The sequence below is a fragment of the Thermus caldifontis genome, assembly GCF_003336745.1.
Taxonomy (GTDB): domain Bacteria; phylum Deinococcota; class Deinococci; order Deinococcales; family Thermaceae; genus Thermus; species Thermus caldifontis.
Window position 1 is genome coordinate 290 of record NZ_KZ851837.1, and the last position, 15,978, is coordinate 16,267.

The following is a 15,978-nucleotide window of genomic DNA, read 5'->3' on the forward strand; positions in this document are numbered from 1 at the left end:
GCATTGGTACATCGTCTTCACCTGCGAGGTGCAGTCCCAACCCCTTCCCCCAAGCGACAAAGCGGTAGGCATAGACCTGGGCACCAACCCCCACTTCCTCATCACCTCGGATGGGGAAACGGTGGAGGCTCCCCGGTACTTCCAGAAGGCAGAGGAGAGGCTTGCCAAAGCTCAAAGGGAGCTCTGCGGAAAGAAGAAGGGAAGCTATCGCTACAAGCAGGCCAGAAGGCGGGTTGCCAAACTCCACCGCAAAATCGCCAACCAACGTAAAGACTTCCACCATAAGACGGCAAGGAGGCTGGTCAACAACTATGGAATCATCGTCCACGAAGACCTGAACATCCTTGGCCTGGCCCGCTCCTATGTTGCCAAGGGAGTGATGGATGCGGGCTGGGCGCAGTTTCTCCGGATCCTCGCCTACAAAGCGGCGGAGGCTGGTAGGCGGGTTGTGGGGGTAGACCCCAAACACACAAGCCAAGACTGTCCGGTGTGCGGCTACAGGGAGAGGCGACCGCTTTGGGTGCGGGAGTACACCTGCCCCCAATGCGGTACCCACCAGCATCGGGATGTAGCGGCCGCCATCAACATCTTGGCTAGGGCTTGGGTCAGCCCGCAGGGCTATCTTGCCGGAGCCTGCGGGGATAGGTAGTACTACCTAGAACCGCGAAGCCCCGCTCTTCAGAGTGGGGAGTCGTCACGACGTTCCTACACACACCCTAGCCTTGCCGCCTTGGCGGTGGAAGAATAGGGCTATGCCGGTTAGCCGCTATTACGACGTCAAACGGGACGAACGAGGCGAGCGGTACCTGGAGCCCTATGTCTCCGGTTTTCTTCTCCTTAGGCTTCCCCTGCTCAACAAGGGCACGGCCTTCACCGAGGAGGAGCGAAGAGCCCTGGGCCTCGAGGGCCTCCTTCCCCCCCATGTGAACACCCTGGAGGAGCAAAAGGAGCGGGTCTACCGCCGCTACCGCCTTATCCAAAGCCCTTTGGAAAAGCACATCTACCTGCGCCACCTCCAGGACCGCAACGAGGTCCTCTTCTATGCCCTGTTGGTGGACCACCTGGAGGAGATGCTCCCCATCCTCTACACCCCCACGGTGGGGGAGGCGGTGCGGGAGTTTTCCCACATCTACCGGTATCCCCGGGGCTTCACCGCCAGCACCCGCAACATTGACTTCATAGACCAGGCCCTGGCCAACGTGCCCTTGGAGGAGGTCCGCCTCATCGTGGCCACGGACTCCTCCGCTATCCTGGGCATTGGGGACCAGGGGTATGGGGGCATGGCCATCTCCATCGGAAAGCTCACCCTCTACACCGCCGCCGGGGGTGTGGGTCCGGATAAAACCCTTCCCGTGGAGCTGGACGTGGGCACGGACCGGGAGGACCTCCTCAAGGACCCCCTTTACCTGGGGGTGCGGCACAAGCGCCTAAGGGGGGAGGAGTACTACCGCTTCCTGGACCGCTTCGTGGAGGCGGTGCGCAGGCGCTACCCCAAGGCCCTCATCCAGTGGGAGGACTTCGCCAAGGAAGCGGCCTTCCACGTGCTGGAGCGTTACCGCAAGGTGGTGCCCTCCTTCAACGACGACATCCAGGGCACGGGGGCGGTGGCCCTGGCGGGGGTGCTTTCCGCCTGCCGTCTGAAGGGGGAGAAGCTTTCAGAGCAGACCATCGTCATCTACGGGGCTGGGGCCGGGGGGATTGGGGTGGCCTGGGCCTTAAGGGAGGGCCTGAAGCGGGAAGGCCTTTCCCAGGAGGAGGCCCGGGAGCGGGTGCTGGTCCTGGACTCTAAGGGGCTCTTGGTGGAAGGGCGGAGCATGGAAGGCTACAAAGCCCCCTACGCCCAAAGGCCTGACCGGATCGCCGGCTGGCGGTTTTCCGGGTCCTACCCAAATCTATTGGAAACCATTCAGAATGCCCGGGCCACGGTCCTCCTGGGCCTTTCCGGCCAGGGGGGAAGTTTTACCGAGCCCGTGGTCAAGGCCATGCTGGAGAATACCCCTAGGCCCATCATCTTCCCCCTTTCCAACCCCACCTCCGCTTCCGAGGCCCTGCCCGATGACCTCATCTACTGGACGGAAGGAAGGGCGTTGGTGGCGGCGGGTAGCCCCTTCCCCCCGGTGGGCTACATGGGTAGGACCATTCCCATCGGCCAGGGGAACAACGCCTTCATCTTCCCTGGCCTCGGCCTGGGGGCGGTTTTGGCCCGGGCCCGGGAGGTGACGGACGGGATGGTGCTGGAGGCGGCCTACGCCCTCTATGACTACACGCAAGGCCATTTCCCCGAGCTTCTTTACCCTCCGGTTTCCCGGCTGAGGGAGGTTTCCCCTTATGTGGCGGCCCGGGTGATGCAGAAGGCCCTCGAGGAGGGCGTGGCGGAGGAGGAACGGGTAAAGGGCCTCTCCTTCAAGGGGCTTATGGAGTTCGTGCGCAGCCGCTTCTGGGAGCCAAGATACCTCCCCTACCGCCCGGCCCCGGTAATCTAGGGGCATGGCCTGGCGGCTCTACTCCTTAGAACCCCTTCGCTGGGAGGCCTTGGCGGGGCTAGGCGAGGACCCGCCCAACCTCCAGGCTCCCGGGGGGAGCTACCCCTTCCACCCTTTGGAGGAGCCTTGGGAGGCCAAGGGGGCCCCGCCCGTGCCCTGGCCAGAGCCCCTTTACTTCGTGGATGGGCGGGAGCGGGCCGAGGCCCTGATCTCCGATGGCAGGAGGCTGGTGCTCTTGGGGTGTGTGGCCGCCGGGGCGGTGGCGTTTGCGGGGGGCGGAATGCGCCTTTTGCAACCTCGGGTGCGCCGGGTAGGGGTGGGGCTTCGGGAACCCTTGGGCCTAGGGGAGTTGGTGTACGAACCCTTGCCCCTGGAAGGGGGTGGGGAACCCCTTTCCCCCACGGCCTTGCAGGAGGGCTTGGCGAAGGCCCGGGCCCTCTTGGAAGAGGACCTGGCCAAAGGCCTTGAGGGGGGCCTCCTCATCGTGGATGGCCCGGTGCGCCTTAAGCGCCAGGGTCCGGTCCTGGGCTACATCAAAACCCACTGGGCCCGCTACCTCCCTATGGACAAGGAGACCCTCCTCTATGCCCTAAAGCCTGGGGAGCGCACCCCCATCTTCCGGGTGCGCCGAGGGGGGCAGGAGCTGGCCAGCTGGTACCTGCGCCTGCCCCTTCCCCCCGAGGGGGTGCGGCCCCCCGAAAGCGGCCTCCTGCGGGTGGAAACCCCCCTTTCTCCGGAGGCCAAGGGCCTGGCGGACCTCTCCCTGAGCCTTTTCCCGGCCCTGGCCTCCCATCCGGTTAAAGACCCCCGGGCCCCCCAGAACCTCTTGCCCGTGGGAAGCTTGGAACGGGAGCTATCCCGTAGGATGGGAAGCCGGGATCTGGTGGGCCGCATCCTGGCCCGGTATCTGGGAGGTGGATGATGGGTGGGCCGGAAAACGGGCAACGGATCGGGGTGGTGCTGGGTCGGCGGGAGGCCACCCCTTTGGAGTTCTGGGTGGGGGTGGAGGGGGAAGGCCTTCTGCGCCTGGACGACCTGGTGGTGGTGGAGAGCTACCACCCTAAGGTGGGCAAGGTGCGCTACTTCGGCATGGTGGACCACGTGGCCAAGGCCCATGAGGGGGAAAGCTATGACACCGACACCTTCTTGGCGGTGGAGGGGAAGATCCCTGTGAGCCTGGCCTATGTGGCCCATGTGAGCGTGACCCGCATCGTGCCCGAGGAGTTTTTCCCCCCAGACCCAGGTTCTGCCGTCTACCTGGCCCAAGGGGAGGACCTGGAGCTGGCCCTCTACTACGAGGCCATGAAAAACCAAAGGGGGAGCACCAAGCTTCCCGCAGGGTTTCTGAAAAACGGGGAGGTGGCCTACCTCAACCTGGAGTTTTTGAACGGGGTCAAGGGGGGGCATGTCAACATCTCGGGGATCAGCGGGGTGGCGGCCAAGACCAGCTACGCCACCTTCCTCCTGAAGAGCCTCCTGGAAAGCGGGGTCCTCGAGGACGCCCACCAGGCCCGGGTCCTCCTTTTCAACGTGAAGGGGGAGGACCTCCTCTTCCTGGACAAGCCCAACCTGCGCCTTTCCCAGGAGGCCAAAAGGGATTACGAGAAGCTGGGCCTTGACCCGGGGCCCTTTAAGAGCGTGGCCTTCCTGGCCCCGCCCAAGAAGGGGAAGGAGGGGATCCTTCCCGACGTGGAAACCCGGCTGGAGGGGGTGAAGGCCTACTACTGGGACCTGGTGCAGTTTGCCCAGAAGGGGCTTCTCCCCTTCCTCTTCGCCGACCGAGGGGGGATGAGCAACCTGGGCTACCTCATCGTCCACGTGACGGAAAAGCTGAGGCGGCTTGCGGAGGGGCAGAAGGGCCCCCACCTCCTGGTTTCGGACTGGCCCGGAGGGGAGCTTCCCGAAGAGGTCGCCTTTGACGACCTGGGCCGGGTGCGGTTGAAAAGCTTCGCCGACCTGGTCAGCTACCTGGAGTACAAGCTTCTGGGGCCGGAAACGGGGGAAGGGGAGGGGGACAAGGCCTGGGTGGCCCGCCAGGCCCGGGGGACCCTGGAGGCCTTCGTGCGCCGCCTCCGCTCCAGCGTGGAGAACCTGGGCCACCTGATCCGGGGAGACCGCCAGGGCAACCCCCCGGACCCCCTTGCGGGTGGCCATCAGGTGCACGTGGTGGACCTGGCCAAGCTCTCCCCCCAGGGCCAGATGTTCGTGGTGGGTAGCCTCCTTTCCGACCTCTTCGCCAAGAAGGAGCGGGGCCAGTACCGGGGGCGGGTCTTCGTGGTCTTGGACGAGCTCAACAAGTACGCTCCCCGGGACGAGGAGAGCCCCATCAAGGACGTGCTCCTGGACATTGCCGAACGGGGCCGCTCCTTAGGGGTGATCCTCATCGGGGCCCAGCAGACCGCCAGCGAGGTGGAAAGGAGGGTGGTGGGCAACGCCGCCATCCGGGTGGTGGGCCGGCTGGATGCCGCCGAGGCCGAGCGGCCCGAGTACCGCTACCTCCCCACCTCCTTCCGCCAACGGGCCCTGATCCTGCCCCAGGGGATGGTGATCCTGCACCAGCCGGAGATCCCCGTGCCCCTTTTGGTGCGCTTTCCCTTCCCGGCTTGGGCCACCAAGCGGGAGGAGGTCCTGGAGGACAACTCCGCCGAGGCCTTGAGGAGGGAGTTCTTCTAGTAGGATGGGGCTGCCATGAAGGAGACCCCGCTGTATCAAGCCCACCTGCGCCACGGGGGGCGGATGGTGGAGTTTGCCGGCTACGCTTTGCCCTTGCAGTACACCTCCATCGTGGAGGAGCACCTCTTCGTGCGCCGGGGGGCCGGGCTTTTCGACGTGAGCCACATGGGGGAGTTCCTCATCAGGGGCCCTGGGGCCCTGGCCTTTTTGCAGTGGGCCACGGTTAACGACACCGCCAGGCTCAAGGTGGGCCGGGCCCAGTACTCCATGCTTGCCAACGCCCAAGGGGGGGTGGTGGACGACGTCTACCTGTACCGTCTGGCGGAGGAGGAGTACCTCATGGTGGTGAACGCCGCCAACATCGCCAAGGACTTTGCCCACCTGCAGGAGCTTGCCCGGGGCTATTCCGTGGAGCTCACCGACGTCTCGGAGGAAACCGCCCTTCTGGCCCTCCAGGGGCCTAAGGCGGCCTCCCTCCTCCAGGGGTTGACCGATGCCGACCTTTCCCAAAGGAAGAAGAACGACGTGTTTCGCGCCCAGGTGGCGGGCCGGCCCGCCCGCCTGGCCCGGACCGGGTACACGGGGGAGGATGGCTTTGAGCTGTTCCTGGCCCCGGGGGATGCCGAAGTGGTCTTTGAGGCCCTCTTGGCGGCAGGGGCCAAACCCGCAGGCCTAGGGGCCCGGGATACCCTGCGCTTGGAAGCTGGCTTTCCCCTTTACGGCCACGAGCTCACCGACGCCGTCAACCCCCTGTGCACCCCCTGGGCCTGGGTGGTGAAGAGGGAGAAGGATTTCCACGGCAAGGAGGCCATGCTGGCCACGCCGTGCGCGGATAAGCTCATCGGCCTGGTGTTGGAGGTGGGGATTCCCCGGGAGGGGTATAGGGTGTACTCCGGCGACCGGGCGGTGGGCTGGGTGACCAGCGGGGGTTATTCTCCCCTATTGGAGAAGGGCATCGCCCTGGCCTATGTGGAGAAGGAGGCGGAGGGACCTTTTGTGGTGGAGGTAAGGGGGCGCAAGGCGGGGGCTTCCCTTAGCCCTTTGCCCTTTGTACCGCTAAAATAGCGGGGGTTAGGAGGCGCTATGGACATACCCAAGGACCGCTTTTACACCAAGACCCACGAGTGGGCCCTGCCCGAAGGGGATACGGTTTTAGTGGGCATCACCGACTACGCCCAGGATGCTTTGGGGGACGTGGTCTACGTGGAGCTCCCCGAGGTGGGGCGCAGGGTGGAGAAGGGGGAGGCGGTGGCCGTGGTGGAGAGTGTGAAGACCGCCTCCGACATCTATGCCCCGGTGGCTGGGGAGGTGGTGGAGGTGAACGCCGCCTTGGAGAAGACCCCGGAGCTTATCAACCAGGACCCTTATGGGGAAGGTTGGATCTTTCGCCTCCGTCCCCTGGACATGGGGCACCTGGACGACCTTCTGGATGCCGCTGGCTACCAGGAGGTCCTGGAAAGCGAGGCGTAAGGCGGCCGGTATGGCGAGCTGTGGGCTTTGGGGTGCCCGGATGTCCTTAGCCGGGCGGCAAAGCCCTTCTGTGGCCCCGGGTCAAATGGCCCGGGGGTTTTGTTTAAGGATGGACCTATGGACTACACGCCCCATACCGAGGAGGAGATCCAGGCCATGCTGGAACGGGTGGGGGCGGGAAGCCTCGAGGACCTCTTTCGGCACCTGCCGGAGGAGGTTCTAAACCCCGGGATTTCCCTGCCCGAGCCCTTACCCGAGTGGGCGGTGCTGGAGGAGCTCAAGCGGCTTGCGGCGAAAAACAAGCCCGCCTTCAAGGCCTTTTTGGGAGGGGGGATACGAAGCCACCACACCCCGCCCGTGGTCCAGGCCCTGGCGGGCCGGGGAGAGTTTTTGACCGCCTACACCCCTTACCAGCCGGAGGTAAGCCAGGGGGTTTTGCAGGCCACCTTTGAGTACCAGACCATGGTGGCGGAGCTTGCGGGCCTCGAGGTGGCCAACGCCTCCATGTACGACGGGGCCACCGCCTTGGCGGAAGGGGTCCTTTTGGCCCTTAGGGAAACGGGGAGGATGCGGGTGGTGGTTTCCCAAGGGGTGCATCCCGAGTACCGGGAGGTCCTGCAAAGCTACCTGGACGCCATAGGGGCGGAGCTTCTTACCTGGCCTTTGCGGGAGGGCCGTACGCCCTTAAGGGAGATACCCGAGGGCACGGGGGCGGTGGTGGCGCAAAACCCCAACTACCTGGGCGCCCTGGAGGACCTCGCCCCCCTGGCCGAGGCGGCCCACGGCGCAGGGGCCTTGTTTGTGGCGGTGGCCGACCCCCTTTCCCTGGGGGTGCTGGAGCCTCCTGGGGCCTACGGGGCGGACATCGCCGTGGGGGATGGCCAGACCCTGGGCCTGCCCATGGGGTTTGGCGGGCCCCACTTCGGCTACCTGGCCACCAGGAAGGCCTTCGTGCGCCAGCTTCCCGGCAGGCTGGTTTCGGAAACCGTGGACGCCGAGGGCAGGCGGGGTTACATCCTCACCCTGCAGGCGCGGGAGCAGTACATCCGCCGGGCCAAGGCCAAGAGCAACATCACCACCAACGCCCAGCTCACCGCCCTCATGGGAGCCATGTACCTGGCGGCCTTGGGGCCAGAAGGCCTTAAGGAGGTGGCCCTAAAGGGCGTGGCCATGGCCCACCGCCTTTGGGAACTCCTCTTGGAGATCCCCGGGGTGGAGCCTTTTACCCCGAAGCCCTTTTTCAACGAGTTCGTCCTCAGGCTTCCCTGGGATCCCCAGGCGGTGCGAAAAGCCCTGGCGGCGCGGGGCTTCCACGCCGCCACCCCGGTGCCCAGGGAGTATGGGGAGAACCTGGCCCTTTTCGCCGCCACAGAACTTCACCGGGAGGAGGACCTTATGGCCCTACAGGAGGCCATGCGGGAGGTGCTGGCATGAGCTACCCCTTGATCTTTGAGAGGAGCCGGAAGGGGAGGCGGGGCCTAAGGCTGGTAAAGGAGGTTCCCGAGGCCAGCCGCTACATCCCGGAGGGGTTCTTGCGCAAGGACCCACCCCGGCTTCCCGAGGTGGACGAGCTCACCTTGGTGCGCCACTACACGGGGCTTTCCCGCCGCCAGGTGGGGGTGGACACCACCTTCTACCCCTTGGGCAGCTGCACCATGAAGTACAACCCCAAGCTCCATGAGGAGGCGGTGCGGCTTTTCGCCGACCTGCACCCCTACCAGGATCCCAAGACCGTCCAAGGAGCCCTGGAGCTCATGTGGCAGCTTTCGGAGTACCTGAAGGCCCTCACCGGCATGGACGCCATCACCCTGGAGCCGGCCGCTGGGGCCCACGGGGAGCTCACCGGCATCCTCATCATCCGCGCCTACCACCAGGACCGGGGGGAGGGGAAGGAGAGGCGGGTGGTGTTGGTGCCGGACTCCGCCCACGGCTCCAACCCCGCCACCGCCAGCATGGCGGGCTACCAGGTGAGGGAGGTGCCCTCAGGGCCGGATGGGGAGGTGGACCTCGAGGCCCTTAAGCGGGAGCTGGGCCCCCACGTGGCCGCCATCATGCTCACCAATCCCAACACCTTAGGCCTCTTTGAAAGGCGGATCCTGGAGATCTCCCGCCTGAGCAAGGAGGCGGGGGTGCAGCTTTACTACGACGGGGCCAACCTCAACGCCATCATGGGCTGGGCCCGGCCGGGGGACATGGGCTTTGACGTGGTGCACCTGAACCTGCACAAAACCTTCACCGTGCCCCATGGGGGAGGCGGCCCCGGTTCCGGGCCCGTGGGGGTGAAGGCCCACCTGGCCCCCTATCTCCCCGTGCCCACGGTGGAGCGGGGGGAGGAGGGCTTCCACCTGAACTTTGACCTCCCCAAGAGCATCGGCCGGGTGCGGAGCTTCTATGGCAACTTCCTGGCCTTGGTGCGGGCCTGGGCCTACATCCGCACCCTGGGCCTGGAGGGGCTTAAGAAGGCTGCGGCCCTCTCCGTGCTGAACGCCCGCTACCTGAAGGAACTCCTCAAGGAAAGGGGCTACCGCATCCCCTACGATGGGCCTTGCATGCACGAGTTCGTGGCCCAGCCCCCCCAGGGTTTCCGCACCCTGGACCTGGCCAAGGGGCTTTTGGAGCTGGGCTTCCACCCGCCCACGGTGTACTTCCCCCTCATCGTCAAGGAGGCCCTGATGGTGGAGCCCACGGAAACCGAGGCCAAGGAGACCCTCGAGGCCTTCGCCGAGGCCATGGGGGAGCTTTTGCAAAAGCCCAAGGAGTGGCTGGAAGGGGCCCCCTACACCACCCCGGTGCGGCGGCTGGACGAGGTGCGGGCCAACAAGCACCCCAAGCTTACGTACTTTGACAGAGGGTAAGGGCAATAGGGGAGGGGATCTGTGCCTCTCCCTGCCCCCTTTTAAGGGGCCATGCCAGCTTCAGTTGGCCCCCCATTCACAGCCCAAAGTAGGCCCGGGCGGCGGCTACGTCCCTGGCGATCTGGGCCTTTAACCCTTCCAAGTTAGGGAAGCGCCGTTCCTCCCGCAGGCGCTTTAGAAAGGCGATGCGCATCTCCTCCCCGTAAAGCTCCCCGGTAAAGCCCAGGAGGTGGACCTCGAGGCGCCGTTCGTTGCCATCCAAGGTGGGCCTCGTGCCCACGTTGGCCACCCCCTTGTAGCGGCCAAAGGCTCCTTGGGCCTCCACGGCAAATACCCCGGGGGGAAGGACCTTCTGGGGGTGGACGGCCAGGTTGGCGGTGGGAAAGCCCAGCTTCCTCCCCAGCTTTTCCCCTTCCACCACCACCCCGTAAGCCCCATAGGGCCGGCCCAAAAGGTGGCGGGCCTCCTCCACCCGGCCCTCTTGCAAAAGGGCGCGGATGCGGCTACTTTTCACCGGCTCCCCTCCCAGGGTCAGGAGGGGAACCGTGCGCACCGGGGCCACCCGGGCCAAGTCCTCGGGTCCCCCGGCCCTTCCCTTGCCAAAACGGAAGTCTTCCCCCACGTAGATGCGGCTGGCTCCAAGCCGCCTTAGGTCCTCCAGGAACTCCTTCGCCTCCCTCTGGGCGAAGGTTTCGTTGAAGGCTACCGCCAGGATGAGCTCCACCCCAAGAGCCCTTAGGGCCTCCACCTTTTCCGTAAGGTCCATCAGGAACCCTTCTCCCCGGGTGAATACCTTGGTGGGGGGGTCAAAGGTGTAGACCAGAAGGGGCTGGTGGAGGCTTTTGGCCTCGGCCAGGGCCTGGTGGAGAAGGTGTTGATGGCCCAGGTGCACCCCGTCGAAGGAGCCCACCGCCACCACCTTGGCCCCCTTGGGAACGTCAGCGACCTCGGAGAAAAGCATGGTAGTAAAGCACGCCCACCAGACCGGTGGCGGAAAACTCCACCTCGCCTTTATGGTGCATCTCTAAGGCCTTTTCGGGCTCCAGCCAGACCACCTCTATCGCCTCGTCCTCGTCGGGGATGGCGGGTGCCTCCCTTAGGTGTTTGGCCAGAAAGACATGGGTTTTCTCGTCGGTGAAGCCAGGGGAGACGTAGTAGCTGAAAAGGTAGGTGAGGTCGCCCGCAAGGCCCGTTTCCTCGGCCAGCTCCCGCCTTGCGGCCTCCAGGGGGTCCTCTCCTGGTTCTATAAGCCCTGCGGGGATCTCCAGGGGAGCCAGGCCCACCGCCGGCCTCGGCTGGCGCACGAAGAGCATTTTGCCGTCCTTTATGGCGATGACGGCCACCGCCGGTTTGTGTTCCACGATCTCGTAGTGGCCTTCCAAGGCCAGGTTCAGGATGCGGCCCCGGTAGAGGTAGGTGCGGCTCACGCCCTTATGTTACGGGAAAGGCGGGTTTTCCAGGCGCCGGGTATACTGGGCGGCATGTATGGGGTGCTGGTGTGGCCGCCGGAAGACCTGAAGGGTTTTCTGGAAGGCCTGCAGGCCCAGTACGGGGTGAGGGGATTTGGCCCTCCTCACCTCAACCTGCGCCAGCCCTTTGACTGGCCCTACGAGGAGGAGGCGTTGAAGATCGCCCTTTCGGGCATCCTCCGGGGGCATGCTCCCTTTCGCCTGCGCCTGGGGAGCTGGGGCTATTTCCCCCAAGGGGTGGTCTACCTGAGGGCCTACGGGGGTACGCCTTTCCGGCGGCTCTACCATGCCTTGGAGCCCTTGGCCCCGCCCCTTAAGGAGATTGAAGGCCCCAGCTACCTACCCCACCTTACCCTGGCCCTGGGGCTTACCCAAGAGGAGGCTAAGGGGCTCGTCCAAAGCCTTCCGCCCCCACCCCGGCGCTCCTTCATGGTGAGGGAGGTGGCCCTGGTGCGGGACGAAAACGAGGGCCACCTCTTGGAGGTGGCCCGCTTTCCCCTGGGTACCGGGTGAGGGCTAGTCCAGGAAGTCCCGAAGCTTACGGGTGCGGGACTCGTGGTACTTGAGCTTTCTCAGGGCCTTGTTCTCGATCTGGCGGATGCGCTCCCGGGTGACCCCAAAGTAGGCCCCCACCTCCTCGAGGGTGTGCTCCCGCCCGTCGATAAGGCCTTTGCGTAGCTTCAGCACCATGGCCTCCCGCTCAGAAAGCTTGGAGAGGGCCTTTTCCAACTCCTCGGCCAGAAGGCTCTGGGCGGCGGCGTCCACGGGGGAGGGGAGGTTCTCGTCGGGGATAAAGTCCCCGTAGAAGCTGTCCTTTTCGTCCCCGATGGGGGTTTCCAGGGAAACCGGTTCCTGGGCGATCTTCAGGGTTTCCTCCACCCGCTTGGCGTCCCAGCCCGGGCCCATGGCCTCGGCGATCTCCTCGTAGGTGGGTTCCCGCCCCAGCTCCTGCTGCAGGGTGCGGGCGGTGCGGGAGAGCTTGTTGATGGTCTCCACCATGTGGACGGGGATGCGGATGGTGCGGGCCTGGTCGGCGATGGCCCGGTTGATGGCCTGGCGGATCCACCAGGTGGCGTAGGTGGAGAACTTGAAGCGCCGCTTGTACTCAAACTTCTCCACTGCTCGGATGAGCCCCTGGTTACCCTCCTGGATAAGATCCAGGAAGGAAAGCCCCCGGCCCGTGTATTTCTTGGCGATGGAAACCACCAGCCTCAGGTTGGCCTCTATGAGGTGCTGGCGGGCAGCCTCCCCCTCGCGGGCGAGGTGCAGGTAGCGCTTAAGCTCCTTGGGGAGGCTTTTGAGCTTCCCGTCGATCTCCTCCACCGTCTTGGGGTCCAGTTTCTCCTTTAGGCCGGGGATCTGGCTGATGCGGGCGGAGCCCAGGATCTTGGCCCGCACCACCTCGCGGATTAAATCCTGATCCAGGCCCGTGGCCTCGGAGAGCTTTTTAATGGCCTCCATGCCCTCCTCCACCTTGCGGGCCAGCTCGATCTCCTCCTCCAAGGTGAGGAGGGGAACCTGGCCGATCTCGTGCAGGTACTGGCGCACGGGATCGGAGGTGGAAACCTTGGGGAGGGCCAGCTCCTCCTCTTCCTCAAAGAGCTCCTCGCCCAGGTAGTCCGGGGAAGGCCCTTCCTCGGGGAGAAGAAGGTCGTCGGCCTCCAGGAAGCCCTCCTCCCCCATGGGGTCCAGGGGCTCCTCCAGGAAGATCTCGGGGGCGAGGTCGGGCTCCTCAAGATAGCCCCCTTGGGGCTGACCAAGATAGCCTCCTTGAGGCTGACCAAGATAGCCCCCTTGGGGCTGACCAAGATAGCCCCCTTGGGGCTGACCCGCCTCGAGCTGGGGTTCCTCCAGGCCTTCTTCCAGAGGGCTCCTCTGGGGATCCTGGGCAGCAGGGGCCATCTCCTCGGGAGCGACTTCCTCCTGGGGAGGGGTTTTCCCCCGCTTTTTTGAGACGGCCCCTCCAGGGCTCACCTTGGCCGGGGAGGCCTTGGGGGATCCCTCCAGGGCGTTGGTGGGTTCTTGGGTTTGGACGGACATCCTTTCCTCTTCCCCAGCGGTCACCTGCTTCGCCTTGTTCTTGGTCTTCTTCAACGCGGACCTCCCTCTTTAGGGCTTCTATCCCCGTTTGGCCTTCTCGGCGAAAAGCACCTTGTACTCCCTCACCAAAAGCGTCCTAAAAGCGCCAAAGCGCTCCTCCAGTAGGGGCTCATACTTGAGAAAGGGGTTGGCCACCAGGAAAAACCCACCGCCCGGCTTTAGCCGGGCCGCCGCCGCTTCCACGAAGGCCTGGGCCACATCCAGGATAACCGCTCCCCCCACGTGAAAAGGGGGGTTCGTAACTATGATGTCAAAGGCCTCGCCTTCTGTCAAGGCCTCGTCCACATCGGAGTGGAGCACCCGGGCGGTGAGCCGGTTCTCCAGCAGGCTCTTTTTCAAGGAAAGGACCGAGACCAGGTCGTCCTCCAAGGCCGTCACCTCCCCGCCCATGTGGGCCAAGGGCAGGGTGAGGGCCCCGTAGCCTGCCCCCAGGTCCAGGATGCGCTTTCCCCGGACGCCTTCCCGGCCCATCTCCCCCACCAGGGCCTCCAGAAGAAGCGCCGAGGCCTTGTCCACCTTCCCGGCGGAAAAGACCCCAGGGAGGTGGAAGAAGGTGAAGGACTCCCCAAGAAGCGTGGCCTGGAAGCGGTGCCAGAGGGCGGGTAGGGGTGGGGCTTCCCTTTCCTTTTCCAGAAGGGCCACCCGCACCGGGCCTTCCCGCTTCAGCACCTTGCCGTAGCCCAAGAGGGCCTGGGCCTCCTTAAAGTAGCGCTCGAACCCCTTGTTCTTATCCCCGGCCAGATACACCCGCCCCCCCATCCGTAAGGCGCGGGCTGCGGCCACCAGGGTGGCCTCTACGTAAGCGGTGCCCCGGCCTGCGGGCAGGGCCAGGACCACCAGGTGGTAAGCGTTCCCCTCCGCCTCCCATGGAGGGGCGAGGTGGGCCCTTAGGCCGCTGGCCCCGAGGCAGCGGAAGGCGGCTTTAGAGGTCTCCAGCCTTTCCACCTCCATCCGGCCTTCCAGGGGAAGGCTTCCCAGACCCACCCCGGGGTTGGGGTCCAGGGCCCTTTCCCCGTAAGGCGTTACCACTTTTTGCAAGAGCTCATAGACCGGGTCCCGGTATCCCCGGGCCCCTGGCTTCACGTAAAGCACCCCTCCCGGCCGGGGTAAGGGGGTGAGGCGGTGGTACTCGGCTAGGGTCAGGCCCACAATGCTCCAGGATACGGGGCTTGGGGTGGATGGGCAAATGTGATAGTATTCCTTTTCAAGCCGCCCCCATGGCGGCAAGGAGGCAGACGTGGCCCTGGTCGTGCAAAAATATGGCGGCACCTCCGTGGGCGACCTGGAGCGCATCCACAAGGTGGCCCAGCGCATCGCCCACTACCGGGAGAAGGGGCATAGGCTGGCGGTGGTGGTTTCCGCCATGGGCCACACCACCGACGAGCTCATCGCCTTGGCCAAGCGGGTGAACCCGAGACCTCCCTTCCGGGAGCTGGACCTCCTCACCACCACCGGGGAGCAGGTTTCCGTGGCCCTCCTCTCCATGCAGCTCTGGGCCATGGGCATCCCGGCCAGGGGGTTTGTGCAACACCAGATCGGCATCCTCACCGATGGGCGCTTTGGCGATGCCCGGATCCTCGAGGTGAACCCCAGCCGCATTCAGGAGGCTTTGGAAGGAGGGTATGTGGCGGTGATCGCCGGCTTCATGGGCACCACCCCCGAGGGGGAGATCACCACCTTGGGCCGGGGAGGGTCGGACACCACCGCCGTGGCCATCGCCGCTGCCCTGGGGGCCAAGGAGTGCGAGATCTACACGGACACGGAAGGGGTCTACACCACCGACCCCCACCTGATCCCCGAGGCCCGAAAACTGGAGGTGATCGGCTACGACCAGATGCTGGAGATGGCCGCCCTGGGGGCCAGGGTCCTCCACCCCCGGGCGGTGTACTATGCCAAGCGTTACGGGGTGGTGCTCCACGTGCGCTCCAGCTTCTCCTATAACCCCGGTACCTTGGTGAAGGAGGTCAACATGGAGATGGGCAAGGTGGTGACGGGTGCGGCCTTGGATCTGGACCACGCCCAGATTGGGCTTATTGGGATCCCCGACCAGCCGGGGATCGCCGCCAAGGTCTTCCAGGCTCTGGCGGAGCGGGGTATCGCTGTGGACATGATCATCCAAGGGGTTCCCGGGCACGATCCTTCCCGGCAGCAGATGGCCTTTACCGTGAAGAAGGATTTCGCCCAGGAGGCCCTCGAGGCCCTGGAACCTGTCCTGGCCGAGATCGGGGGGGAGGCCCTTCTCCGCCCCGACATCGCCAAGGTCTCCATCGTGGGGGTGGGCTTGGCCTCGGCCCCGGAGATCCCCGCCAAGATGTTCCAGGCGGTGGCCTCCACCGGGGCCAACATCGAGATGATCGCCACCAGCGAGGTGCGCATCTCCGTCATCATCCCCGCCCAGTATGCGGAGGCGGCCCTAAGGGCGGTGCACCAGGCCTTTGAGCTGGATAGGCCCTGATGGAAAGGCTCTTCCTCTCCTGGGAGGAGCTCCTTCGCCTGGTGCGCCATCTGGCCGGGAGGCTTCAGGAAGAGGAGTTTGACCTCATCCTGGGCATTGCCCGGGGCGGGCTCATCCCCACGGCCCTTCTGGCCCAGGCCCTGAGTGCGCGGGATATCCTCACGGCGGCGGTGATGTTTTACGAGGAGGAGGAAACCCTACCTGAGCCCGTCTTCTTGCAGTTTCCCCCAGACCCTTTGCTCTTCGGTAGGCGGGTTTTGGTGGTGGATGACGTGTGGGACTCGGGGCGGACCGCCTTTGCGGTGAAAGCCCGGGTCCGCCAGGCGGGTGGGTTTCCCCTGGTGGCCACCCTGCACTTCAAGCCCGGCCGGAACCAGGTGCCGGACCAACCCGATGTGTACGCCAGTGCCACGGAGGCCTGGGTGGTCTACCCTTGGGCCCCGGAGGCCTGGATGAAAAGGTAAGCCACCCTG

At 65.2% G+C, this 15,978-nt stretch carries 15 protein-coding genes; 11 read left to right on the forward strand and 4 right to left on the reverse strand.

All coding sequences use genetic code 11. The features are described from left to right. The 8 genes from DK874_RS01370 to gcvPB form a co-directional block, all read left to right on the forward strand. The coding region (locus DK874_RS01370) for an RNA-guided endonuclease InsQ/TnpB family protein (RefSeq protein WP_240307575.1) at positions 1 to 649 on the forward strand (649 nt) is incomplete at its 5' end. A gap of 103 nt (positions 650 to 752) precedes the next feature. Next, positions 753 to 2,483, forward strand: a complete 1,731-nt coding sequence (locus DK874_RS01375) for an NAD-dependent malic enzyme (protein WP_114312093.1) — start codon at positions 753 to 755, stop codon at positions 2,481 to 2,483. A 4-nt stretch (positions 2,484 to 2,487) separates the two neighbouring features. Continuing rightward, positions 2,488 to 3,405 carry a DNA double-strand break repair nuclease NurA gene (locus DK874_RS01380; RefSeq protein WP_114312095.1) on the forward strand — a complete coding sequence of 306 codons (918 nt, stop codon included), beginning with the start codon at positions 2,488 to 2,490 and terminating at the stop codon, positions 3,403 to 3,405. Next, entirely contained in the window at positions 3,402 to 5,156 is a 1,755-nt protein-coding gene (locus tag DK874_RS01385) for an ATP-binding protein (RefSeq protein ID WP_240307576.1), read from the forward strand. Before DK874_RS01380 ends, DK874_RS01385 begins: the two co-directional genes overlap by 4 nt. Before the next feature lie 15 nt (positions 5,157 to 5,171). Further along, positions 5,172 to 6,221, forward strand: a complete 1,050-nt coding sequence (gene gcvT / locus DK874_RS01390; RefSeq protein WP_114312096.1) for a glycine cleavage system aminomethyltransferase GcvT — start codon at positions 5,172 to 5,174, stop codon at positions 6,219 to 6,221. An 18-nt stretch (positions 6,222 to 6,239) separates the two neighbouring features. Next, positions 6,240 to 6,626 (forward strand): glycine cleavage system protein GcvH, encoded by a 387-nt coding sequence (gcvH, locus tag DK874_RS01395; protein ID WP_114312099.1) that lies wholly within the window; start codon positions 6,240 to 6,242, stop codon positions 6,624 to 6,626. A gap of 117 nt (positions 6,627 to 6,743) precedes the next feature. Continuing rightward, entirely contained in the window at positions 6,744 to 8,060 is a 1,317-nt protein-coding gene (gcvPA, locus tag DK874_RS01400; RefSeq protein ID WP_114312101.1) for an aminomethyl-transferring glycine dehydrogenase subunit GcvPA, read from the forward strand. Next, a complete protein-coding gene (gcvPB, locus tag DK874_RS01405) occupies positions 8,057 to 9,481 on the forward strand; it encodes an aminomethyl-transferring glycine dehydrogenase subunit GcvPB (protein ID WP_114312103.1) in 1,425 nt (474 codons plus the stop codon). Before gcvPA ends, gcvPB begins: the two co-directional genes overlap by 4 nt. Positions 9,482 to 9,557: 76 nt before the next feature. Here gcvPB and ribF read toward each other — a convergent pair whose 3' ends face one another. Beyond that, positions 9,558 to 10,442 carry a riboflavin biosynthesis protein RibF gene (gene ribF / locus DK874_RS01410; RefSeq protein ID WP_114312106.1) on the reverse strand — a complete coding sequence of 295 codons (885 nt, stop codon included), beginning with the start codon at positions 10,440 to 10,442 and terminating at the stop codon, positions 9,558 to 9,560. After that, positions 10,420 to 10,908, reverse strand: coding sequence for an NUDIX domain-containing protein (locus DK874_RS01415; protein ID WP_114312109.1), 489 nt, complete (start codon positions 10,906 to 10,908; stop codon positions 10,420 to 10,422). The genes ribF and DK874_RS01415 overlap by 23 nt, the downstream gene beginning before the upstream one ends. 54 nt (positions 10,909 to 10,962) lie before the next feature. Between DK874_RS01415 and DK874_RS01420 the strand changes: the two genes are divergently transcribed. Continuing rightward, positions 10,963 to 11,463 carry a 2'-5' RNA ligase family protein gene (locus DK874_RS01420; protein ID WP_114312111.1) on the forward strand — a complete coding sequence of 167 codons (501 nt, stop codon included), beginning with the start codon at positions 10,963 to 10,965 and terminating at the stop codon, positions 11,461 to 11,463. A 3-nt stretch (positions 11,464 to 11,466) separates the two neighbouring features. Here DK874_RS01420 and rpoD read toward each other — a convergent pair whose 3' ends face one another. Both rpoD and DK874_RS01430 read right to left on the reverse strand, forming a co-directional pair. Further along, positions 11,467 to 13,044, reverse strand: coding sequence for an RNA polymerase sigma factor RpoD (gene rpoD / locus DK874_RS01425; RefSeq protein ID WP_114312113.1), 1,578 nt, complete (start codon positions 13,042 to 13,044; stop codon positions 11,467 to 11,469). A gap of 24 nt (positions 13,045 to 13,068) precedes the next feature. Next, positions 13,069 to 14,199, reverse strand: a complete 1,131-nt coding sequence (locus DK874_RS01430) for a class I SAM-dependent methyltransferase (RefSeq protein WP_114312115.1) — start codon at positions 14,197 to 14,199, stop codon at positions 13,069 to 13,071. A gap of 88 nt (positions 14,200 to 14,287) precedes the next feature. Here DK874_RS01430 and DK874_RS01435 point away from each other — a divergent pair, with 88 nt between their 5' ends. Beyond that, positions 14,288 to 15,505 (forward strand): aspartate kinase, encoded by a 1,218-nt coding sequence (locus DK874_RS01435; protein ID WP_114312118.1) that lies wholly within the window; start codon positions 14,288 to 14,290, stop codon positions 15,503 to 15,505. Continuing rightward, positions 15,505 to 15,969: a phosphoribosyltransferase gene (locus DK874_RS01440; RefSeq protein WP_114312120.1), complete on the forward strand. Its 465-nt coding sequence runs from the start codon at positions 15,505 to 15,507 to the stop codon at positions 15,967 to 15,969. The genes DK874_RS01435 and DK874_RS01440 overlap by 1 nt, the downstream gene beginning before the upstream one ends. The last annotated feature ends 9 nt before the right edge of the window (positions 15,970 to 15,978 follow it).